Here is a 22,986-nt window from a genome sequence, read left to right as displayed (position 1 = left end):
ATTTATACCTATATATGTCTAAAACGGAAAAAAGTATGGAAGTATGATAGAAGCCAGTATCCAGAACAGTATGTTAAGCGGCGTGCCAACTTTTAGGTAGTCTGAAAAACGATAGTTACCAGGGCCGTAGATCATGGTGTTGGTTTGGTAGCCCATCGGTGTCATAAAACTGAGCGAGGCGGCATAAGCCACTGCCATCAGGAAAGGCCTCACGCTTACGCCTAATTCTTGGGCCGTAACAATAGCTATTGGGGCCAGCAAGGCCGCCGTAGCATTGTTAGACATAAAGTTGGTGGCCATAAACGTGATAAAGAAGAACACCGACAAAAGCGCCTGTGGGCCGTATTCCCCCACGCCGTAAATCAGGTAATCGGCAAGAAGCTTGGCAGCACCGGTCTTCTCTAACGCCGCCCCCATAGACAGCACCCCTGCTAGCATAAAAATCACCTTCCAGTCGATGGCTTTGTATACTTCGTCCACCCGGATACACCCAAGTATAATCAGTAGCATAACGCCCACCAGCGCACTAAGCACGATGGGCACCAAGCCTGTGGCAGCAGCTATAACCACGCCCACACTTATCAGCAGCACCGGTATAATCTTGCTATAATCGAAGGGGCTTCGCTCTGTTTGTGAGATAATGAGCAGGGCATCGTTTTGGCGCAATTTCTCGGCCTGCTGTGTATCGGCCGCGATAAGCAGTACATCTCCGGCAGAAAGTTTTATATGCGTAGGTTTCTCGTGCACAATCTCGTCGCGGTGGCGAATGGCCAGTACGGATGCGCCATAGTTATAAGATCTGAAGTTTAGCTCCTTCAGGGATTTACCCTCCATGTATGAGTTGGGCGTAACAATAGCCTCATAGAGTTTGCTGTCGCGCATGCTCATGTCCTCGTCTCGGAACTTGCGCTCCGACTTCAGCTTGACGCCTCGCTCCTGCTTGAGCTTTTTAAGTTTCTGCACGCCGATACGCACTTTCAGTATATCGTCGGCATGAAGTATAAGCATAGGAAAAACCTGAATCTTTTCCTTTTGCCGCGTTACCTGCATCACCTCTATGTCTAGGTCGCGCACTAGGCTGGATTCCTGCAGTGGTAGCCCTACCGATGCAGAATCAGGTAGTAGCACAATCTCGGTCAGGTAATCGCCCAAGTCAAAGTCTTCGGAGAGGTTTTCGGTAAGCTTGCGGTTAGGCAGCAGGTGGCGGCCAATAAAGAACATGTATAAAACGCCTACCACCAAGAACCATATGCCAGCCGGGGCAAACTCAAACATCTGTAAAGGCTCCTCGCCCTGCGCCTGCGCAATACCGCTTACTAATATGTTGGTACTGGTGCCGATAAGCGTGCAGACTCCGCCCATTAAAGCGCCAAAAGAAAGCGGGATAAGAAGCTTGGAAGGGCTAACCCGGATATCCTTACTAACCTGGATCACAACAGGCATAAGCAAAGCTACCACCGCAGTATCATTGATAAAAGCAGAAAGACTCCCGGAAATAAGCATGAGCGAGAGCAGGCACAGCAGATAATTCTTACGGCCTATGCGGGTAAGGCCAATGCCTATACTGTTAAGCGCCCCAGATTTAAAGATGGCAGAGCTGATGATAAACATACAGGCCACTGTAACAGTAGCAGGATTGCTAAAACCGGCGAAGCCCTCGGTAGGCGTAAGGATGCCAGTAACCATAAAAAGCACCATGATAAGTATGGCTACCGTATCGATAGAGAGCCGCTCGGTTACAAATAATATAACCGCAAGCACAATTATCCCTAGCACAACGGCAATCTCAAAGGTCATTGGTGCAAAGCTAAAGGTGATTAAACCTGCATCCGTATCGTTCCTGAAAAAACTAACAGGCTAAGGGCAAGGTTTTTAGATACTATAACTTGGTTTGTGTAGCTACGGTTACAAGTCCAGTTATTTGCTTGCCAACGGGGCTGCGTTTGTCCTATCCTGTTTCAGGACTTAAGCTTGCTGCCAGATAAAGTGTATTTGAGTGAGTATAACTTAAAGAAGTATGATTTGCTGTTTATAGCTTAAATTCTGATTATGCCGCTCAGGCTATGCAGTACACCATTTTTCGCTGGCTGATTAGCTTCCTGTATGCGCACACCATTAACCAGCGTATGGTCTTTTTTACGGCACACGGTAATCTCGGCGCCACTGATAGATTTGAGTGTCGCGCCATCTTTGAAGTCCTTTTCCTGATAAGATCCCTTGATAATGTGCGCCGAAAGTATGGCCCGCAAGCGCTCCGGAGATTCCTGTTTCATACTTTGTAAAGCAGCTTCTGGAGGAGCAAGCAAGGTAATGGAAGCATCTGCGGAGAATAAGGGTGCAAGCCCGGCCTTCGTCAGGAGATCGGCCAGCGCAGGGCGTTCCTTTATAACCAGTTCCATTAGAGTGCTTTGCCCTTGGTTTACTGGTAATGTAGCTTTATGTGCCTGCCCTGCCTGCCAGCAAAGCATAAAAAATACTATAAAGAATAGTTTAAGGGGAGTATGGGAGTAGTGGTGCGCCATGGGTAAATCAAGTTACTGTCAGGCTTTTATACGCAGCCTATCCCATAACAGCTGAAAACCAGGACACCCTCCCTTATATCGCTTATTTAACAGTTTAAAACAAGCGCCAGCCCGCTATCTGGTCCACGAAGCTCGGCAGCGCGCTTGGCACCAGCAGCAGGCTCAGCAAGAAACCATAGATTGCGCCATACAAGTGGGCATCGTGGTTAATGTTATCGCCCATGCGCTTGCCCGAAAAGTATGAGTACATCATGTAAAGTATACCGAAAATAAAGCCTGGCAAGCAAAGCAAAGCAAACAGACAAATATCCAGTGTAGGGTAGAAAAGGATGCTGGCAAATACGATGCTTGCCACGCCACCCGAAGCCCCTAAAGCACGGTAAGGCGGGTCGTTGCGGTGCTTAAAGAAGGTAGGAATATCTGATACGATGATACCGCCCAAGTATACCAGTAAATATAAAAGTATACCAGTGGTTGGCCCGTAAGCAGTTGTAAATACATACTCCACCACATCGCCAAAGAAAAACAGCGTAAACATGTTAAACAGCAGGTGAGAAAAATCTGCGTGCAGGAAGCCGGAAGTTAAAAAGCGGTACCAGGAGTTATCGCGCTGTACGGCATAAGGCTGGAAGATCCACTTGTGCATGAGGTCTTGATTTTGCCATGCGTATAAAGTTACACCTACAGTGATGATGATAAGGATGATGGTAACGCTCATGTTCTAAGTTAGAAAGTTAGAAAGGTAAAAGTTAGAGAGTTTAGAAAGTTAGAACTTTAGAAAGTTAGGAAGTTGACTGTTAATGAGGATACCTTACACCTGTGAGCCAACAATTTAACAATACAGCAATGCAACAATTTAACTATCCCTTTCCATAAGTTGCAGGGCTAGCCCACGTATGCTGCTTTTGCGCTCCTCTGGTAGCTGGATAGCATCGAGGTGGTGCAGGGCCTTCTGGAAGTATAACTCTATTTGCTGCTCTGTTTGGTAGCGGATGTTCAGCTGGTCGTAAATGGCAGTTACAGCCTGTACCTTGGCTTCAGCTATACTTTCATCCGTCTTGTTGCGCCAGCTGATAATGGTTTGCCGCTGCTGCTCGTTGGCCTGGTCCAACGCCGTTAGCATCAGGAACGTTTTCTTGTCCGACAGAATATCGCCGCCCACCTGCTTACCGAACTTGGCTTTATCGCCATACACATCCAGTAAATCATCGCGCAGTTGGAAAGCAATGCCCACGTTAACGCCAAATGCTTTCAGGTGCTCCGCGTCTGCCTCGGGTGCTCCCTGAAGTATGGCACCCAGCTCCAAACTAAAGCCCAGCAGCACGGCTGTTTTCAGGGTGATCATGTGGATGTATTCCTGTATGCTTACCTGCTCGCGGCGCTCGAAGTTCATGTCGAGTTGCTGTCCTTCGCAAACTTCGGCAGCAGTGTGGCTAAACAAGCGCAGCACCAGCGCCAGCTTATCAGGCTCTACACCCAACAGCAGCTCGTAAGCACGCACCAGCATCACATCCCCGGAAAGTATGGCCGTGTTGGCATCCCACTTTTCGTGCACGGTTTGTTGCCCGCGGCGCAGTGGCGCACGGTCCATAATGTCGTCGTGCATGAGCGTGAAGTTGTGGAAAACCTCTACTGCCGCTGCGGGCAAAAGAGCCTTCTCCACATCCTCATCAAACATTTTAGCGCTTAGCAACACCAGCAAAGGGCGTATTCTTTTACCGCCCAGCGCCATAATGTAGCGAATCGGCTCGTAAAGCTCCGCTGGGTTTTCACCGTAGCGGAGCGTTGATAACGTATGGCTTATCTTTTCAGAAAGGATGCTGCTATCCACAGGGTGCTTAATGTTGTTTTAGTGTTTCGATTAAGTCGAGGTCGATGGTGCGATCGGCCATATTGGCGCTTTTCACCTCTACCAATACCTCATCCCCGAACGAAATAATACGCTTGGTCTGCCGCCCGATGATGCGGTAATTATCGGCATCCAGTTCGTAGTAATCGTCATTGATGTCGGCCAGGCGTACCATGCCTTCGCACTTATTCTCCTCGATCTCTACAAAGATACCCCATTCTGTGACACCGGAAACAATACCCTTGTACTGATTGCCAATTGTGTCTTTCATAAACTCAACCTGCTTATACTTGATAGAGGCACGCTCGGCATCGGCGGCGCGCTTCTCCATTTCGGAAGAGTGGCGGCAACGCTCTTCGTATTCTTCTTTATCCTCGGATTTCCCTTCGTCCAGGTAATGCTGCAGCAGGCGGTGCGCCATCATATCGGGGTAGCGGCGGATTGGCGATGTAAAATGCGAGTAATGCGCAAAGGCCAATCCGAAGTGGCCTTCCGGCTCGGTGCTATACTTGGCTTTTGCCATGGTCCGGATAGCCAGGTTCTGAAGCACGCTCTGCTCCGGCTTTCCTTCTATCTCGGCTGTCAGGTGGTTTAGCTCTTCCGATATATCGCCTTCGGGGTCTACTTTGTAGCCAAACTTGCGGGCAAACAGCGCAAAGGTAGTCAGCCTGTCGGGGTCTGGGTTGCCGTGCGTGCGGTATACCATGGTTGGGCGCTTCTTGCCTTTGCCCAGGCCATACACAAACTCAGCAACGCGCTTGTTGGCCAGCAGCATAAACTCCTCGATCAGTTTGTGCGCGTCCTTGCGCTCTTTCACATAGACTGAAAGCGGCTTGCCGTTCTCGTCGAGGTTAAACTTAACTTCTACCGTTTCAAAAGAAATAGCGCCGTTCTTAAAGCGTTTGGTCTGTAGTTTTTTGGCGATGCCGTTCAGGATGTTCACTTCTTCGGCAAAGTCGCCCTCACCGGTTTCGATGCGTTCCTGGGCTTCCTCGTAAGTAAAGCGGCGATCAGAATATATGATGGTGCGGCCATACCATGTATCGTATAGCTTGCCCTTCTCGTCGAGCTCAAACACCACTGAGAAAGTAAGCTTCTCCTCTTCCGGTCTGAGTGAGCACAGGCCGTTGGACAGGCGCTCTGGCAGCATCGGGATGGTTCTATCTACCAAGTATACAGAAGTTGCCCGATGGAAAGCCTCTTTCTCAAGTATGCTTCTTGGGTGCACGTAGTGCGTTACGTCTGCAATGTGCACGCCTATCTCCCAGTTGCCGTTCTCCAGTTTCTGAATCGATAGCGCGTCATCGAAGTCTTTGGCGTCGGCAGGGTCTATGGTGAAGGTGGTTACGTCGCGGAAGTCACGGCGCTTGGCAATTTCTCCGGCTGGTATTTTATCCGAGATTCTCTCTGCCTCTTCCTCCACGGCTTCCGGAAACTCGAACGGCAGGCCAAACTCTGCCATGATGGAGTGTATCTCTGCCTCGTGCTCGCCGGCAGGGCCAAACACCCTTACAACCTCGCCGGTTGGGTTCTTGCCCGGTTTATCAGGCCACTCAATAATGCGCACCAGCACCTTGTCGCCGGACTGCGCCTCTTTGAGGTGGCGCTCGCCTACAAAAATATCAAAGTATGTGCGCTTAAAGTCCGGTACTACAAAACCGAAGTTTTTAGAGAGTTCCATCAGGCCCACCATCTCGGTACGGGAGCGCTGCAGCACTTCTACCACTACGCCTTCCTGGCGGCCGCCTCTTACCGATGGCAGGACCTCGACCTTTACAAGATCGCCGTCCATGGCGTACTGCAGGTGCTCTGTATATACTCGGATATCCTCCTCGCGCTCCTCAGAAACGATGTAGGCATACTTGCTGTTTGCCAAGTCTACGCGGCCTGTAATGATGTCTACCTTCAGGTTCATCATAAACTTGTCGTCGTCTACGGCAAGCAGTTTATTTTCGCGCACAAGGGCTTTTACTAAATTCTGCATTTGCTCGCGGCCACTTTTATCCGTCACGCCAAGGCGGCGGGTAACCTGGCGCATGGTGAATACGGCATCCGGGCTATTGGAGAATACTTCCAGTACTACAGCTTTGGCTGATTTTGGAGCACCCTTACGGTTGGAGGGCTCTTTGCGAGCAGATGCCTCGCGCGCTGATGATTTATGGTTAGATGCTGACTCGCCTCTACCTCTACCGGATCGGCGGTTATCGTTGCGGCCTTCGTTACTTCTGCCGCCTTTTTTGTCTTTCTTACTTCTCATGTATAAAATTAGGTGTCTATGGGCTGTTGCCTGTATAGCTACTTACCCATGTACATACTTTAGCTCTATTAATTTTTTACTATACGCCTGTAAAGGCTCTTTGGCTAAAGCACTATGCAATTCGAGTTCAATTTATAGAGAATTTTCTATATAAGGAGGGTTGTTTCTGGATATGGCACGTAAAACAACAGCTTTATACTTTCTCTGAAGTATAAAGTATACAAGGGTTATGATGCCTTATCTTCTTTACCTATACTTACTATAAGTCTGCTACACTAACCTGATATACTTTAATTTGTTTTTGCGGCGGTTTCCCAACCATCATAATCGCCGTTGTGCTTCTGGGCGAGGCGCCACAAGTGCAGCACTGTTTTATCTATACTCGTCCAGTCTACTTTGTCGGTGTGTTTGATATGAAGGCGATATGGGTAGCTGCCCAATGCCTTGTCATAATCGCGGGCAACCACCGTAAAACCTTCCTTTTCTATACTTGCTGCATACGCTTCGCGGCTTTCTGCAGTCTTAAAGAAGACCCAGTGATGGATGTCGCGCGCTTTGGTCAGGTCATCGCCATGCTCCTCTAGGCTGTCCACTACCTTGCGGTTGCGGATACTTTGATACTGCTCCGGCTCCGGAAACAGAAACGTAAAGTAGCCGTTCCAGCCTCTGTCCTCTTTTGTTCCGAAATCATAAGTATACCCCGCATACTCCTGCATTACCGAGGCAATTGTTTCTTCATAAGCAGTGGTATCGGCTAGGTAAAAGTATACTTTGCGGTGCCCGTTAGAAGTAGACCTGCCCACATAGATGGCTTTGTGTTTTTCTTCCAGCGCTGCCTCCAGGTCATCTTCTATCTGTTGGAGCACAACTGTTTCCTGCATCGACGACAAACCGTCAGGCCGTGGATCCAGCATGTTAATAGATACCCAGACTACATGGGGTTGCTCCGCTACAGGGGCAATTTTAGCTAAGCCCAGATCTACTGCAATTGAGCCTAACATGTTGTTTACATTGCCAAAATAGAATTCCCAATCTGATACATAATTTGTTTGATCCATAGTAGTTAGTGGTTTTGTTTCGGAGCCCATCAGAACTGAATAACAGGAAGATACGCATTGGCCGGGCGCTTACACGGAGCTGGTTCTGCGAAGCTGCCGTTTCTGCTGCGCCATTGCGATATCTTCGGGTTCGCCCTTAGGGATGGCATTAATTAGCGTACGAGTATAGGGCTGCTGGGGGTTAAAGAATAACTCATCCGGAGTGCCTTGCTCTACAACGCGGCCCTGATACATCACTAAAATCCGATCTGATATCTGCTGCGCTACCGAAAGGTCGTGAGTAATAAAGATAATGGCCAACTGGAGTTCCTGCTTCAACTGGTTTAGTAGCTGTAACACCTGTGCCTGCACCGACACATCCAGGCTAGAAACTGCCTCATCGCAAATAAGGTATTTTGGCTTGGATGCCAGGGCGCGCGCAATGCAGATGCGCTGGCGTTGCCCACCCGAAAACTCATGTGGATAACTCGCCAAACTATCTTTAGGAAGACCCACTTTATCAAGCAGTTGCAATGCTTCTGCACGCCGCGCTGCTGCCGAACCGTATAGGTTATGCACACGCATTGGCTCTATAATTGCATCGCCTACAGACTGCATCGGGTTGAGCGAACTATACGGATCCTGGAAAATCATCTGGAAATTCTTACGGCTTTTGCGCAAGGTTCCGTCACGCATGCTGGCTATGTCTTGGCCATCGTATAACACTCTACCCGATGTTGGTTTTACCAACCGTAGTATGGCACGCCCCAAGGTAGTCTTTCCACTGCCAGACTCACCTACCAAGCTAAGTGTTTCTCCTGGCAGTACCGAGAAGCTTATGCCATCTACTGCCTTTACCTGCTCTCTACTGCGTCCGAAAATTCCTTTTTTCAGCGGAAAGTATACTTTCAAGGCATCCACTTGCAGTAGCGGAGGGAGTGGTTCCGGCCTGCTTTTATAATTTTCCTTAGGTTTATAATCCTTCGGTTGAACACACGCCTCCCGGTTCTCCAGAAACCCGGGAGTTGATGTAGGCAGGGTTTTGGGCGCTGTTCTTAACTTTGGCCGGCTGGCAAGCAAAGCTTTAGTATAGTTATGCCGCGGATTGGTAAAGATTTGCATGGTGCTGCCCTGCTCCACTATTCTGCCCTGGTACATAACCAGAATACGGTCCGCTATTTCGGCTGCCACAGCTAGGTCATGAGTTATAAACAGGACAGTCATTCCTTCTTTAGCCCTTAACTTATCGAGCAGTTGCAGCACGCGTGCCTGAACCGTCACATCCAAGGCAGTAGTTGGCTCATCGGCTATCAGGATGCGCGGGGTGCAGGCCATAGCCATAGCAATCATGATACGCTGTGCCTGTCCACCAGAAATTTCATGTGGATAAGCATCGTACATCTTCTTGGCACGAGGCAGCTCAACCAGTTCAAAAAGCTCTATAACGCGTTTTTTAATGTCTTTGTCAGACATGCTTGTATGTGTCGAGAGCACCTCAGCCACCTGTTTTCCACAAGTCAGGACTGGGTTCAGAGATGACATCGGCTCCTGAAAAACCATACTTAGCTCTTGCCCGCGCAAGCGTTGCAACTGCTTTTCTGGGAGCTGTAACAGATCAACTTCGCCAAATGCCTTTGACTGATATAGCACCTTCCCTTCCGAAATTACACCTCCGTTGCCTAGCAGCCCCATCAGCGATAGCGCAGTTACTGATTTCCCTGACCCCGACTCTCCTACGATGGCTATTGTCTCGCCGGGGTAAAGCTCAAACGAAATACCATCCACAGCTTTTATGGAGTTATAGCGTGACCTAAAACTAGTCTCAAGTCCTGAAACCTGAAGTATGGGTAAAAGTGTTTTCAAGGGGTTTATACTTGGGCTTTAGGTAAAAATAAGCATTTTGCGGGAGTATACGGACTGGTACCACTATTGCATGGCTCTTATTTAGGTCCTTAAGTATATTTTTGAAAAGCTATATTTAGAATATGATTAAAACCGTGATTTTTGATTTGGGCGCCGTATTGATTGACTGGAACCCACACCATTTATACCATAAGTTATTTGATGATGAGGCTGAAATGCATCATTTCCTGGAAAATATCTGTACTCCGGATTGGAACGAAGAACAGGATGCCGGTCGTCCGCTACGTGAGGCTACTAACATGCTGGTAGAGCGATTTCCTGAGCATGAAACGAATGTAAAAGCGTTTTATGGCCGCTGGGACGAGATGCTGGGAGGCCCGATAAACGGCACTGTAGATATACTAAAAGAAATAAAAGCAAGCGAGAAGTATAACCTGTATGCCCTTACCAACTGGTCTGCTGAAACATTTCCGATTGCTCAAGAGCGTTACAGTTTCCTAAATTGGTTTGACGGCATTGTGGTTTCTGGGACCGAGAAAGACAGAAAGCCATTTGCATCTTTCTACCATACGTTACTTAACCGCTACAGCGTGCATCCGAGCGAGGCTGTATTTATTGATGATAACCTGCGCAATATTAAAGCCGCCGAAGCGCTTGGCATTACATCAATCCACTTCACATCGCCGGAAAACTTACGAATTGCCTTACAGGAGATGGGTGTTTTAACCCAGTAACCAATCTTTTAAATTTTATCCCGGCTTAAAATAAAAAAGCGGCTACCTGAGTATGGTAGCCGCTTTTTTATTTAGTTTCTGCTATATTAGAAGCCTTGCTCCTGCTCTATAGTTGTATTACGGTGTTTAGTTGGTGCTTCGTCGTAACCAAAAAAGCGCTTTTGATTAAACAGAATCAGTAAGACACCAACAAAGATGGCTGAGTCGGCTACGTTGAATATTGGCCACAAAGACATGGGCTTGCCACCTAATAAAGGCACCCAGTTCGGCACGATTCCCTCCCAGATATCCACATAAAACATATCAATTACCTGCCCATGAAACCAGGGTGTAGAGGCCCCGTAAGGCGCGTTATCAAACCAAACCCCGTAAAAAGTGCTGTCTACCAGGTTGCCAATGGCACCGCCAAGTATAAGTGCGATGCACCAAATAAGGCCCTTTGGTGCTTTAGCTTTAGCCAGATAGTATAAATAGTAACTAATACCGAACATAGCTACTAACCGGAACAGCGTTAGAATAAGTTTGCCGTAATCGGAGCCTAGCTCCACGCCAAAGGCCATACCCGGATTTAAAGTATAGTGCAGCTTCAGCCAGTCGCCGATCAGGTGTATCTCACCAGGCATGCCCATTTCCATGTTGTAATGCACGATCAGCTTCACGGCCTGATCCACAAGTATAACGGCCAGTGCAGCCAGGTAATATTTCAGGTATTTCATATGTGTAAGTTAAGCGACTTTGCGCAGCCGCTGCTTTTATACTTCTGTAAAAGTATAAAAGCACCAGGAACACTTTTAGTTTCCTGGTGCTTTCGGTTTAGATGATCGTGCTTCGCTCCGTCTGGATATGGATGTATACTTTATAATCATCGATATCAAGCAAGGTGGCATTTTCGAGCTCGTCTACTGTATCCAGGCTGAGGGCCTGCGTTTCGGCACAAATGTAGCTGCTGTAGTTTTCTACGGCTTGCATCACGGCAGGCTCTGTGCGCTGCAGCAGGATATGGATCTTGTCCTGTACCTCCAGGTTGCTGTCTTTGCGCAGGTTTTGGATACGGTTTACCAGGTCACGGGCAATGCCTTCCTGCTTCAGCTCCTCGGTTAGCGTAATATCCAAAGCCACGGTTAGCCTGCCTTCGTTGGCTACCAGCCAACCCGGTATATCCTCCGACGAGATCTCTACATCGTCTGGCGTAAGTATGGCTGTTTCTTCCTCGTTCAGCATGATCTCGAAACCTCCTTCGCGCTCCAGGTGGGCGATGTCGTTTTGGTCCATGCGCTGCACGGCGGCGGCAACCAGCTTCATCTTCGGCCCGAAAACCTGACCCAGCTTCTTAAAGTTCGGCTTGATCTTCTTCACCAGGATGCCCGACGTGTCATCGATGTACTCGATCGTCTTCACGTTCACCTCGCTCAGGATCAGGTCGGCTACGGCATCTATCTGCGTGCGCATTTTATCGTTCAGCACAGGTATAAGTATGCGCTGCAGCGGCTGGCGTACTTTTATCATCTCCTTCTTGCGCAGCGAGTGCACCAAAGAGGAAACAGTCTGGGCCAGTTGCATGCGCTCTTCCAGGTCCTTGTTGATGTCCTCGTGGTTAACCTCCGGATAGTATGCCAGGTGCACCGACTCCTCAGTGTGCTTGTTGCTCACGGCGTTCAGGTCGCGGTACAGTTGCTCGGTATAGAACGGCGCAATTGGCGCGGCCAGTTTCGCAATCACTTCCAAGCAAGTATAAAGCGTTTGGTAAGCGGCAATCTTATCGGTGTTATACTCACCTTTCCAGAAACGTTTGCGGTTAAGGCGCACATACCAGTTACTCAGGTCGTCTACCACAAAATCCTGGATGGCTCGGGCGGCACGGGTTGGGTCGTAATCCGCGTAATTCGCATCCACATCCTGAATCAGGGTATTTAGCTTAGAAATGATCCAACGGTCCGACTCGGTGCGCTGCGCCATCGGCACATCTGCTTCGGAATAGGTAAAGTTATCCAGGTTAGCGTAAAGCGCGAAGAACGAGTAGGTGTTCTGTAAGGTACCGAAGAAGCGGCGCTGCGTCTCTACCACCCCGTCCGGGTTAAACTTCAGGTTATCCCAAGGCGGCGCGTTCGCGATCATGTACCAGCGCACGGCGTCCGGGCCATACTGGCCGATCATCTCGAACGGGTCGATAGCGTTACCAAGGCGCTTGCTCATCTTATTGCCGTTCTTGTCGAGCACCAGGCCGTTGGCGATTACGTTTTTATAGGCTACGCTATCTTCCAGCATTACGGCCAGCGCGTGCAAGGTAAAGAACCAGCCGCGTGTCTGGTCAACGCCTTCTGCGATAAAGTCTGCCGGGAAGTTTTTCTGGAACTGCTCTTCATTCTCGAGCGGGTAATGCCACTGTGCATAAGGCATCGCGCCAGAGTCGAACCAAACGTCGATAAGGTCTGTCTCTCTGTACATTGGCTTGCCAGACTTGCTTAGCAGGATGATGTTGTCCACATACGGGCGGTGCAGGTCTTTTACCTCTACGGCCTCGTCCATTACGCCAGCATCTACGGCTCTGCCAATTTCTTCGGTCAGCTCGGCAATAGAGCCGATGCAGATTTCCTCCTCACCGTCCTCGGTACGCCAGATAGGCAGCGGTGTGCCCCAGTAGCGCGAGCGCGACAGGTTCCAGTCAACCAGGTTTTCGAGCCAGTTACCGAATCGGCCTGAACCCGTAGACTCCGGTTTCCAGTTGATGGTTTTATTCAGTTCGATCAGTCTATCCTTTACGGCTGTGGTTTTGATGAACCAGCTATCCAGCGGGTAGTATAGCACCGGTTTATCGGTACGCCAGCAGTGCGGGTAGGTGTGCTCGTATTTCTCTACTTTAAAGGCTTTGCCTTCTTCTTTCAGTTTAATGGCGATCAGTACGTCGGTTGGCTTGTAGTCCGGGGCAGACTCGTCCTGGCCGTCGTAATTCTTCACGTACATGCCGGCAAAGTCTGTTATCTCCGGCACAAAGCGGCCCTGGCGGTCCACAATCGGGCCTGGCTTGCCGTTCTCGTCCATTACCAGCAGCGCCGGGATGTCGTTTTGGGCAGCTACGCGGGCATCATCGGCACCAAATGTCGGTGAGATGTGCACGATACCGGTACCATCCTCTGTAGTTACATAATCCCCGATGATCACGCGGAAGGCTGGCTTCTCAGGCTGCACGTATGGCATCAGCTGGTGATACTCCACGCCTGCCAGGTCGCTGCCCAGGAACTCCTCCACAACTTTGAAAGGAATCAGCTTATCGCCGGAGCTATAGTCGGTTAGGGCCAGGTCAGCGGCTTTCGAGTTGAAGTAACGGCTTACCAGATCCTTGGCAAGTATAACCGAAATCGGCTCAAAAGTATACGGGTTGTAGGTCCGGACTTTTACATACTTGATGTTCTTGCCCACGGCAAGGCCAGTGTTGGCTGGCAGCGTCCAGGGGGTTGTTGTCCAGGCCAGGAAGTATGTTTTCTCTTCCTCATGCTCGAACAGAAACATGTTGCGGGTTATCTTCTTCACCTCGAACTTCGCCACGATGGTAGTATCTTTTACCATTTTGTAGCAGCCCGGCTGGTTCAGCTCGTGCGAGCTCAGGCCGGTGCCGGCAGCCGGCGAGAATGGCTGAATAGTATAGCCCTTATACAGGTAGCCCTTGTCGTAAAGCTTGCGCAGCAGCGCCCAGCACGACTCGATGTACTCGTTCTCGAAGGTTACGTACGGGTTGTTCAGGTCTACCCAGTAGCCCATTTGCTCGGTCAGGGTATCCCACTGCGATTTAAAACGCATGACCGTTTCGCGGCAGCGCTGGTTATACTCCTCTACCGTAATCTTCTTGCCGATATCCTCTTTGGTGATGCCCAGCTCCTTTTCTACCTGTAGCTCTACCGGAAGGCCGTGTGTGTCCCAGCCGCCTTTGCGGTTTACCTGGAAGCCTTTCAGGGTTTTGTAGCGGCAGAAAATATCTTTCACGGCACGGGCCATCACGTGGTGGATGCCCGGCGTACCGTTAGCTGAAGGCGGGCCCTCGTAAAACACAAACGGCGTGTTGCCCTCGCGGGTAGCCACCGATCTTTCGAAGATGTTGTTCTGCTTCCAGAATGCTAGCACATCTTCACCTACCTTAGCGTAGTTCAGGTTCTTATACTCGTTGTACTTTACCATTTTCAGGTTTATTGTCTTCCTCTTGATCTAATTTCAGGCGCAGCTGAGCCAAATCCAGCTCGGCGTCGCTGTCTTCATCGTAATATTCTTCATAACCCTCTATCAGGGCATCTGGTTCGTGTATGTACTTGCCACTGTCGAAACTCATCAGCAAGGTTGGCAAGATAATCAGGTTCGTGAACAATGCAATCAGCAAGCTCACCGACATGAGTATGCCCAGCGCTTTCGTGCCGCCAAACTCCGAGAAGGCGAAGATAACGAAACCAAAGAACAGTATCAGCGAAGTATAAATCATACTTGTGCCCGCCTCTATTAAACTGTTCGTAATGGCCTTGCTCACGTTGAAGCCGTTGGCCAGCAGCTCGGTTCTATACTTTGCCAGAAAGTGAATAGAATCGTCGATGGCAATACCTAGTGCAATACTAAAAATAAGCGCAGTACTAGGCTTCAGCGGAATATTGAAAAGCCCCATTAAACCACCAGCTATTACAAGCGGTATCATGTTAGGAATCAAAGATATAGCAACTACCCTGAAAGACTTAAACAACAGAGCAATGATAAGAGTTACCAACACAAAAGCTAGTAGCAAACTAGAACGCAGGTTGTTAATAAGGTACTGGTTTCCTTTGATGAATAACAGCGTGGTGCCAGTCAGGTTCACGGTAGTTTCAGCGCCGCTATCATCGCGGATGAAGCGCATGGTATTGCCTTCGTCAGTTTCCGTTACGCCTTCACCGCCGTAGATCTCGCGCAGCTGTGGTTTTATTCTTTTGTTGATGAGCGTATCAAGTTGGCGTGAGCCTACGTCTGCCACCTTCAGTGAGATGCGCGCGCGCTGGCCGGTGCTATCCACGAAGGCACGCAGCAGCTTTTGGTTGGCCTCGTCATTTTGCCGCGCCAGGTAGCTAAAGATAAAGTTGCGCTCGGTATTATCGGGCAAGCGGTACGAGTTCGGGTCTCCTTCGTAAAATGCCTGCGTAGCCGTTTTGACCAATCCTGCTACCGAGATTGGTGCGGAAAGTATGGGCTGCGTGTGCAGGAAATCTTCAAGCTCCGCTAGTTTGCGCAGGTTCGGCAGGCGCATCACACCTTGCTTAATACCTGTGTCCACGATAATCTCCAGTGGCATCACACCGTTAAAGTGCTGCTCAAAAAAGGCGAGGTCGGCGTTCACGCTGCTTTCCTCCGGCAGGTCATCCACCATATAAGACACCGTTTTTACCTTATAGATGCCCCAGAACGAAAGGCCAAGTATAACCGCCAGGAAGAAGTATACCAGCGGGCGTTTGCGGTGCACTATAAAATCGAAGAACTCGAGTAGCTTGTTCAGCGGTTTAGCATCGAGGTGGCGCAACTGGCGCTCAGTGGGCGGCGGCAAGTAGGAGAAAGCTGCCGGCACCAAGATCATACTTATAAAAAAGGTAACGAAGATGTTTATACCTGCCACCATACCAAACTCATAAAGTATGGCAATGTGCGTGAACGTAAACACGATAAAGCCAATAGCCGTGGTAGTGTTATTCACCAGATTTACCAAACCGATTTTGCTGATAACTCGCGAAAGGGCCAGTATCTTGTTGCCGTGGCGGCGGTAATCGAAATGGTAGCGCGCTAGCAGGTAGGTTGTGTTCGGGATGCCGATAACTACGATAATGGACGGAATAAGGCCGGTTAATAGCGATATTTTAAAGCCGAATAGTGAGATGATGCCTAATACCCATACCACCACCACGCTGATAACCAGCATTGGGATGAACACGGCAAAGAACGAACGGAAGAAGATAAACAGTGTTACGGCCGTTACCAGCAACGCCAGCACCAGGAACAGCTTCATCTCGGAGGCAACCTTGGTCGTCATCACGGCGCGCACGTATGGCAGGCCCGCATAGTGCAGCTGTACCTTCGTGTCTTTTGTGAACTGCTCTGTAAGCCCGGAGATATTGTCCATCACCTCCACGCGGCGCACCGAATTTAGGTATGCAGGCTCTACAGTGATAGCCAGTAGCGTGGCTCCAGTTTTAGGATTAATTATCTGCCCTTCGTAGAAGTTCTGGTTGCTAACTACCTGCAGCAAGCTATCCAACTCTGGCTGCGATGTAGGAAAAGGCTCGAAGATATTGCGGGTGATGAATTTGCGTGCCTCAGTGTCCTTTACTACCTGCACTAGGTTTGGCAAGGCTATTACGCTTTTCACGCCTTCTACCTGGCTAAGGTCTTGGGTGAGTTGCTGTAGTTGCTTAAACTTTTGCAGCTTGTAGATGCTGTTATCCTGCATGCCTACCACCAGCACGTTCCCGTCTTCGCCGAATGTCTCCTTAAAGCGGGTAAAATACTGCATATCTGGGTCGTTGGGGCTTACCACGTTGGCAAAGTCGTACGACATTTCTACGTTTCTGGCATGGTAGGCCATAAACGCAGTAAGCACGGCTAAGACTAGCATCAGCCTCAGCCTATTCTTAATAATAAAAATGGCAATCTTATTCCACATGATCCGGCAACTACAATTCGGCAAAGGTACGTATTTTTTGCGCACGCTGCAGGCTATCAATTGCTAAACATTAGCCCAGGCCATCAAAAGTACGCCCTCTGCAATTGGCATAAAAAGAATAGCCTCGCATATAGCGAGGCTATCCCGACAGGTGGTATGAGTACCTTTAGCTTGCCTTTATGATGTTGCTGGTCTTCTTTTTAGTTGCCCTGCCATCATGGCTGGTTTCAACAGTCAGTAGTTGCTTTATTTTTTCTTTGCTCGATTCTTCTTTCCTATTGCTTTGTATAAGTAAGCCCTTGTTTGTATACGTCGGGTCGGGCAGCTGAATATTACACTTTGGCTAAAGGTCTTATACTCTATGTAAAGAACTGAAACCTTAGTGTATAACCTTCTCAAAAAGCAGTAAGCTGCTAAATCTAATTGGACGAATTTGCCTTGATTACCAAGCAAACCTAATGCATGACATTTTAAAGCGAACCTCTGAAGAAGGTAGACTTTTCAACAGCTTTGGCGCATGCAATACTTAACATAACTTTTAAAATTAAAGACTTTTAAGAGCTTTGACCAGGCTAGCTGTATATGCTGCCAGGGCTATTATTAGGTTTGATGTACCTTACATTTCAAATCCTTGCCTTGGTGCTATGCTGAGACAGGGTTAATATGTATGTTGCATTTAGCTATGCATGGCTACCTCTGCTTTTACTTGTTCTATCTTGAAGCTTGGCGCTTGGTAATCATTAGGTAAATAATGCGCCGGTATAGTTACCATGTTGCCATCGCGTTGGGCACGGTAGTGAGGCGACAGTATCTCTATACCGGCTTCGTTAAACTTGTCTTGTATGTTTTGGTGAATACCGGAGTATGTGGCAGCCATCTTACTGGCAGCAAAAGTATAAGCATTTAATTGGTAGCTCACATAAAAATCATCAAGGCTGGTTTGTAGCACGAATGGCTGTGGCGTTTTTTCTATATTGGGCGTGGCCAACGCAGCATCTATCAACGCCTGATGCACCTTCGGCCAAGGCACGTCGTAGCCAATGGTAACTGTGGTATGCAATACCAGTCCTTTTTCGCTTTGCTCACTGCAGGTAGTAAAGTTTGTAGTATGGTTGTTCAAGATCATGGCGTTCGGGATAGTTATGTCCTCATTTTTAGTGGTGCGCACCCGCGTTACCAACAGTGTTTTCTCGATCACATCGCCCGAGATCTCTCCTATCTTAATTCTATCGCCCAATTTGAAGGAGCGCATGTAGGTAAGCACCAGGCCCGCCACCATGTTTGCTATAGCTGATGAGGAGCCCAGCGAGAAGAGTATACCCAAAAATACCGACACACCCTGGAATACTGCTGAGTCAGAGCCCGGCAAGTATGGCCAAATCACTACAAACATGAATGCATAAAGCAGGAAGCGCACAATGTTGTAGGTTGGTTTTGACCAGTCTTTATAAAACCCCGGAACCTCCAGTTTGCCACTCTCCACCTCTCCGGCCAAGAATCGAAGGAATTTTACCACGTAGTGCGTTACCACTACAATCACAAGTATAGTGAGCAGGTTCGGGATGTAGTTTATCAGCCCCATACCTATGTTGCGGAGCGGATTTAGGATATACAGCAGCAGGGTATCGGCATAGCCCTCCGTCCAAGGGAAAATACTGAACAGGATAGGTAGCAGAATGTAAATCATCACAAACATGACGATTAACCGCAGGAACTTGGCTACAGTTAGCACCACAGCCACTTCGCGTGCGGGCGTTAGCATCTCGTAATCTTTTAGCTTTAGCCCTTTCAAACGCTTATTCTCCTGCTCTTCAATCTTCCGGAAAATTAAATGGAAAAGCTTGTTAACATACTTTACCAGAAAGAAGAATATAATAAGCACTAGCACGGCTAAGCCAATCTCGATCAGGATGCTGCGTAGGCTGTATTGGCGCGCCTTCTCTATGGTGCTCTGCTTAATTTTGCCCGCGTATAACTCGGCAAGCTCTTTTCGAGGTCTCGATACGGCTGCCGCGTCTGCTTCTGTAATGCTCATCAGCACACGGTCCATGTAGGCAATGTCTGTACTGAGCACATTCTCAACTACCTTTACAGAGTCGGGTTGCAGGAAACGCTCTTCCGATAGCTGCAGCACCCTCTTATTTATTGCTGCGGCCCGCTCTTCTTTGCTGAAGGAACCTACAGGGTGGTAAATATAGAACAGTGTATCGCGGTTCAAGACTATAGGCGCCCCTTTAGGTGCAGATGCAGAATCTACTGGCGCCGTTACCTGCGCATTAACTGGCCTCATACTCAGGAAAGCTAGCAGGCACAGCATCAACTTTAGCATATTTTTCATTCGGAAGTATAAATTATCCTTTTAAACTAATAATTTTTTGCACAACTACACCTAGGTGTGGCCGGTAAATTTTTGCGCCTTATATAATAGCATTTTCTCTGTAAAAGCCTAGCAGTAAGGCTTGCGTGCAGTTATACTTTCGAAAATTATGGAGATTGCTTTTAGGAAATGTGTTTGCTACCATAATTAAAAAGGCAGCGCGGTTTTGCCGCACTGCCTCTTATTCTGCAAAGATAAATCTATACTTAAGCCAGTTTCTCTAAAACACTTTTAAAGTTAACGGCTTTGTTGATATAGCTGTGTAACTCACTGATTGGCATACGCACCTGCTCGCGTGTATCGCGGTCGCGCACAGTTACAGTATTGTCCTCCAGCGTCTGGTGATCCACGGCGATACAGAACGGCGTTCCGATCAGATCCTGGCGGGTATAGCGTTTACCGATACTGTCGCGCTCCTCATAAATCATGTTGAAATCATACTTCAGTTCCTCAAAGATCTCCGTCGCTTTTTCTGGAAGTCCATCTTTTTTTGTGATTGGAAGTATGGCAGCTTTTACCGGAGCTAGTGCCGGGTGCAGTTTCAGGAAAGTACGGCTCTTTGTGCTCTCCCCTTCGGTGATCTCCTCCTCAGTAAAGGCACTGCAAAGAATCATCAGGAACAGGCGGTCGGCGCCTACGGATGTTTCGATCACGTAAGGCACGTAGTTGCCGTATGGTTTGCCGTCTTCGTTTAGATCGTTGTCGAAGTACTGCATTTTCTTGCGGCTCAGTTCCTGGTGCTGCGTCAGGTCAAAGTCGGTGCGGGAGTGGATACCTTCTACTTCTTTAAAACCGAACGGGAACTCAAATTCAATATCCAGAGCGGCGTTGGCGTAGTGGGCTAGCTTTTCGTGATCGTGGAAGCGCAGTTTATTGGTTGGTACACCAACGGCCTCGTGCCACTTACGGCGAGTGTCTCTCCACTGCTCGTACCACTCCATCTCGGTGCCAGGGCGCACAAAGAACTGCATCTCCATTTGCTCAAACTCGCGCATACGGAAGATAAACTGGCGCGCCACGATCTCGTTGCGGAAGGCCTTACCGATCTGCGCAATACCGAAAGGTATCTTCATGCGGCCGGTCTTCTGCACGTTCAGGAAGTTTACGAATATACCTTGGGCCGTTTCGGGGCGCAGGTAAATGGTGCTGGCATCCTCGGCCACAGAACCAACCTGCGTCGAGAACATCAGGTTAAACTGGCGTACTTCGGTCCAGTTGGTAGTGCCGGATACTGGGCATTTTATATCTTCACGGATGATGAGCTCGCGTACGCCATCCAGGTCTTCGGCGCCGAGCAGCTTGCCCATCTCCACCAGTAATTCGCTGGCTTTCTCGTAGTGGCCGTCTTTCTCGTACTGCGCGGCTTTGTCTTCTATCAGTACATCGGCACGGTAGCGTTTCTTGGAGTCTTTGTTATCGATCATCGGATCGTTAAAGCTATCCACGTGGCCGGATGCCTTCCATACCTGCGGGTGCATAAAGATTGATGCGTCCAGGCCAACCACATTCTGGTTTAGCTGGGTCATACTCTTCCACCACAGGTTTTTGATGTTGTTTTTCAGCTCCACGCCCATCTGGCCGTAATCGTACACGGCTTGCAGGCCGTCATAAATCTCGCTGGACGGGAATATGAAGCCATACTCCTTCGCGTGCGAGATGATATCTTTCAGCTGAGCGTTTTCTACAGGTGTTTTTTCTTGTGTCGCCATGTCGCAAAGATAAGTTTTTAGCTACTGTATATGCTAAAGTAAAGATAGAGTTTTTCTGGTGCAGCCCATGCGTGCCGTGTTTTTTCTGTAAGGTTTATACTTTAAAACTGGCTTTAGGGCGCTTACAGTAGCTTATGTTACCTGTGTTAACAATTTCTTAACATTGGCATTCGGGCCTCCACTTTTTTTTAGAGTAACTTGCGCCGTTTTTTGATTATTTACCAATCTTTTAAATAAAATGGCCAAAGTAAAAAAAGCCAAAAATGTAGCCCCTATCCAGCCATACAAGTTCCGGAAGCGGTACAAGCAGGTTGATATTTACATCCAGAAGGAAAAGAACTTCCTTTACTTTATCGCTTTCTCGCTCATACTTGCCGGTTTGGTGTACCCGTATGCCTCCATCGCTATGTGGGTGGGTTTTGCCTTTGCGGGTTATTCTGCCATCGCCAACGACAGTATCCAGACCATCGGTACGTTCATTGTTTCCAACGAGGATAAAAAATGGTATTGGCAATGGCTCTTTATGGGTACCATCTTTTTGGGCACCGTATTCTATAGCTGGTATGCCTTTGATGGCGATGTAACGTATCAGCGCTTGTCTTCCAAGGGCTTCGACCAGACCATAGACAACTTCGTGTACTTGCAGTTGGCCGCGCCAATTGTGCTCCTTTTGCTAACGCGCTTCCGTATTCCGGTTTCTACCACGTTTATGCTCTTAAGTGTGTTTACAGTAAGCTCTGGAGCCATTATAAGTATGGTAAGCAAGAGTTTGATGGGTTATGTGGCTGCTTTTGTGGCTGCTTTCATCATTTATCTAGCGCTTACAAAGGTTATCAAGCGCTTTGTGAAAGGCGAGGCGCACGGTGCCTGGGTTGTTGCCCAGTGGGTAATCAGCGGTTTCCTATGGCACACGTGGTTGGCGCAGGATTTGGCCAACGTAGCGGTTTACCTGCCGCGCCAGCTTGGTGGATGGGAGTTTGCGGCTTTTGCGGGCTTTATCTTTCTGGGTCTTGGTTTCATGTTCTACCGCCGCGGCGAGAAAATCCAGCACATCATTAACGAGAAGTCTGAGGTGCGCGACGTGCGTAGTGCCACCATCATCGACCTGGCTTACTCTATCATCCTGTACTACTTTAAAGAGATTAACAATATCCCAATGAGTACGACCTGGGTGTTTGTCGGTTTGCTGGCTGGTCGCGAGCTAGGTATGCGCCTGCGCGCCCACGATTCGTCTGTGAAGTTCGCCAAAACCTTTAACCTGATCGGTAAGGATATTCTTTCCGTTACCATCGGTCTAATTATCTCTATCATACTTGCTGTGGCCATTAACCCGGTTATCCAGGAGGAGCTGATGGATTTCTTCTTTAAGTAAAAGACCTTGAAGTATACTTTCTAAAAAGCCCGGCCCTTGTGCCGGGCTTTTTTTATGGCCGGTTCATACTTTGCGCCGGGTACAAAAAAGCCCCGGTTGCCAGGCAACCGGGGCTATACTTTTGCATATGCCTTTTTACTTCTCAGGCCACATTACTTCCAAATCATCATTGATGAACACACCGAAGTTTATCGCGATCAGTTGATCCTCGTCGAAGTACAGGTCTATCATTTCTTTCTCGAAGGAGATGCGCGTCTCGCCGGTTTCAGCTTCTTCCTCTTCTGGGTTGGTGATATCGTTATCGGCAAAGAGCTGGATAATTTGCGCTCTGCTCATCTCAAATATACGCTCTCCCCAAATCTGGACTTCACGGTTTGCCGTCTCGATGCAGCTCAGGCGGTAGTCGTCCTCTTTGTCGAAGTATAACGAGTAGCCATCTTCCCAGTAATTCCAAGCCTGATGCTCAAACTCATCCTCTTCATCAGATTCCTCTACTTCTTCAGGCTCACCTAACAATTCTTCTACTTCTTCCATTGTCAGGCCAAACTTGATCTTGCCAAGCCCCTTGCCTAACCTGATGTCTTTATTGATCATGTTTTCTTTAGTGG

General features: G+C 48.7%; 15 protein-coding genes. 2 read left to right on the top strand and 13 right to left on the bottom strand.

Translation table 11 applies throughout. The annotated features are described in order from the left end of the window. Positions 1–18 precede the first annotated feature (18 nt). The 7 genes from D1627_RS11135 to D1627_RS11105 all read right to left on the bottom strand — a co-directional run bounded on the left by D1627_RS11135 (position 19) and on the right by D1627_RS11105 (position 9,528). Positions 19–1,797, bottom strand: coding sequence for an SLC13 family permease (locus D1627_RS11135; protein WP_119432310.1), 1,779 nt, complete (start codon positions 1,795–1,797; stop codon positions 19–21). 239 nt (positions 1,798–2,036) lie between these two features. Beyond that, entirely contained in the window at positions 2,037–2,399 is a 363-nt protein-coding gene (locus D1627_RS11130) for a fasciclin domain-containing protein (RefSeq protein WP_158607179.1), read from the bottom strand. Between the two features lie 217 nt (positions 2,400–2,616). Beyond that, entirely contained in the window at positions 2,617–3,240 is a 624-nt protein-coding gene (locus D1627_RS11125) for a rhomboid family intramembrane serine protease (RefSeq protein ID WP_119432308.1), read from the bottom strand. Positions 3,241–3,378: 138 nt separating this feature from the next. Further along, positions 3,379–4,353: a polyprenyl synthetase family protein gene (locus D1627_RS11120; RefSeq protein WP_119432307.1), complete on the bottom strand. Its 975-nt coding sequence runs from the start codon at positions 4,351–4,353 to the stop codon at positions 3,379–3,381. A gap of 7 nt (positions 4,354–4,360) precedes the next feature. Further along, positions 4,361–6,628: a ribonuclease R gene (gene rnr, locus D1627_RS11115; protein WP_119432306.1), complete on the bottom strand. Its 2,268-nt coding sequence runs from the start codon at positions 6,626–6,628 to the stop codon at positions 4,361–4,363. A gap of 290 nt (positions 6,629–6,918) precedes the next feature. Continuing rightward, positions 6,919–7,686 (bottom strand): DUF695 domain-containing protein, encoded by a 768-nt coding sequence (locus D1627_RS11110; protein WP_158607178.1) that lies wholly within the window; start codon positions 7,684–7,686, stop codon positions 6,919–6,921. A 69-nt stretch (positions 7,687–7,755) separates the two neighbouring features. Further along, on the bottom strand, positions 7,756–9,528 hold the full coding sequence (locus D1627_RS11105; RefSeq protein WP_119432304.1) for an ABC transporter ATP-binding protein: 1,773 nt from the start codon (positions 9,526–9,528) through the stop codon (positions 7,756–7,758). Positions 9,529–9,650: 122 nt separating this feature from the next. Between D1627_RS11105 and D1627_RS11100 the strand changes: the two genes are divergently transcribed. After that, entirely contained in the window at positions 9,651–10,262 is a 612-nt protein-coding gene (locus D1627_RS11100) for an HAD family hydrolase (protein ID WP_119432303.1), read from the top strand. A gap of 86 nt (positions 10,263–10,348) precedes the next feature. On the opposite strand, the gene D1627_RS11095 is transcribed toward D1627_RS11100, so the two are convergent. From D1627_RS11095 to D1627_RS11075, 5 genes are all read right to left on the bottom strand, one after another. Continuing rightward, the gene (locus D1627_RS11095; protein WP_119432302.1) at positions 10,349–10,978 is read right to left on the bottom strand and encodes a lipoprotein signal peptidase; all 630 of its coding nucleotides are present in this window, start codon (positions 10,976–10,978) and stop codon (positions 10,349–10,351) included. Positions 10,979–11,075: 97 nt separating this feature from the next. Further along, positions 11,076–14,432 (bottom strand): isoleucine--tRNA ligase, encoded by a 3,357-nt coding sequence (gene ileS / locus D1627_RS11090; RefSeq protein ID WP_119432301.1) that lies wholly within the window; start codon positions 14,430–14,432, stop codon positions 11,076–11,078. Then, on the bottom strand, positions 14,410–16,872 hold the full coding sequence (locus D1627_RS11085; protein ID WP_233555600.1) for an efflux RND transporter permease subunit: 2,463 nt from the start codon (positions 16,870–16,872) through the stop codon (positions 14,410–14,412). The genes ileS and D1627_RS11085 overlap by 23 nt, the downstream gene beginning before the upstream one ends. A gap of 724 nt (positions 16,873–17,596) precedes the next feature. Then, a complete protein-coding gene (locus tag D1627_RS11080) occupies positions 17,597–19,258 on the bottom strand; it encodes a mechanosensitive ion channel family protein (protein WP_119432299.1) in 1,662 nt (553 codons plus the stop codon). 245 nt (positions 19,259–19,503) lie between these two features. Beyond that, complete coding sequence (locus D1627_RS11075) at positions 19,504–21,006, bottom strand: glycine--tRNA ligase (protein ID WP_119432298.1); 1,503 nt, start codon at positions 21,004–21,006, stop codon at positions 19,504–19,506. A 238-nt stretch (positions 21,007–21,244) separates the two neighbouring features. Here D1627_RS11075 and D1627_RS11070 point away from each other — a divergent pair, with 238 nt between their 5' ends. Then, the gene (locus tag D1627_RS11070; RefSeq protein WP_119432297.1) at positions 21,245–22,378 is read left to right on the top strand and encodes a hypothetical protein; all 1,134 of its coding nucleotides are present in this window, start codon (positions 21,245–21,247) and stop codon (positions 22,376–22,378) included. Between the two features lie 135 nt (positions 22,379–22,513). Here D1627_RS11070 and D1627_RS11065 read toward each other — a convergent pair whose 3' ends face one another. Then, a complete protein-coding gene (locus D1627_RS11065; protein ID WP_119432296.1) occupies positions 22,514–22,972 on the bottom strand; it encodes a hypothetical protein in 459 nt (152 codons plus the stop codon). Between the last annotated feature and the right edge of the window lie 14 nt (positions 22,973–22,986).

The sequence above is a fragment of the Pontibacter oryzae genome (assembly GCF_003576375.1).
GTDB classification, from domain to species: Bacteria; Bacteroidota; Bacteroidia; order Cytophagales; family Hymenobacteraceae; genus Pontibacter; species Pontibacter oryzae.
Note: the sequence above shows the minus strand (reverse complement) of the source record. Positions and strands in the feature narration are given on the sequence as shown.

Bases quoted from the DNA above. Each gene is read 5' to 3' on its own strand.
- D1627_RS11125 (WP_119432308.1), bottom strand. From the start codon at position 3,240: ATGAGCGTTACCATCATCCTTATCATCATCACTGTAGGTGTAACTTTA.
- D1627_RS11095 (WP_119432302.1), bottom strand. From the start codon at position 10,978: ATGAAATACCTGAAATATTACCTGGCTGCACTGGCCGTTATACTTGTG.
- D1627_RS11065 (WP_119432296.1), bottom strand. From the start codon at position 22,972: ATGATCAATAAAGACATCAGGTTAGGCAAGGGGCTTGGCAAGATCAAG.
- D1627_RS11100 (WP_119432303.1), top strand. From the start codon at position 9,651: ATGATTAAAACCGTGATTTTTGATTTGGGCGCCGTATTGATTGACTGG.
- D1627_RS11130 (WP_158607179.1), bottom strand. From the start codon at position 2,399: ATGGAACTGGTTATAAAGGAACGCCCTGCGCTGGCCGATCTCCTGACG.
- ileS (WP_119432301.1), bottom strand. From the start codon at position 14,432: ATGGTAAAGTACAACGAGTATAAGAACCTGAACTACGCTAAGGTAGGT.
- D1627_RS11110 (WP_158607178.1), bottom strand. From the start codon at position 7,686: ATGGATCAAACAAATTATGTATCAGATTGGGAATTCTATTTTGGCAAT.
- D1627_RS11080 (WP_119432299.1), bottom strand. From the start codon at position 19,258: ATGAAAAATATGCTAAAGTTGATGCTGTGCCTGCTAGCTTTCCTGAGT.
- rnr (WP_119432306.1), bottom strand. From the start codon at position 6,628: ATGAGAAGTAAGAAAGACAAAAAAGGCGGCAGAAGTAACGAAGGCCGC.
- D1627_RS11135 (WP_119432310.1), bottom strand. From the start codon at position 1,797: ATGACCTTTGAGATTGCCGTTGTGCTAGGGATAATTGTGCTTGCGGTT.
- D1627_RS11085 (WP_233555600.1), bottom strand. From the start codon at position 16,872: ATGCTAGTCTTAGCCGTGCTTACTGCGTTTATGGCCTACCATGCCAGA.
- D1627_RS11070 (WP_119432297.1), top strand. From the start codon at position 21,245: ATGGCCAAAGTAAAAAAAGCCAAAAATGTAGCCCCTATCCAGCCATAC.
- D1627_RS11075 (WP_119432298.1), bottom strand. From the start codon at position 21,006: ATGGCGACACAAGAAAAAACACCTGTAGAAAACGCTCAGCTGAAAGAT.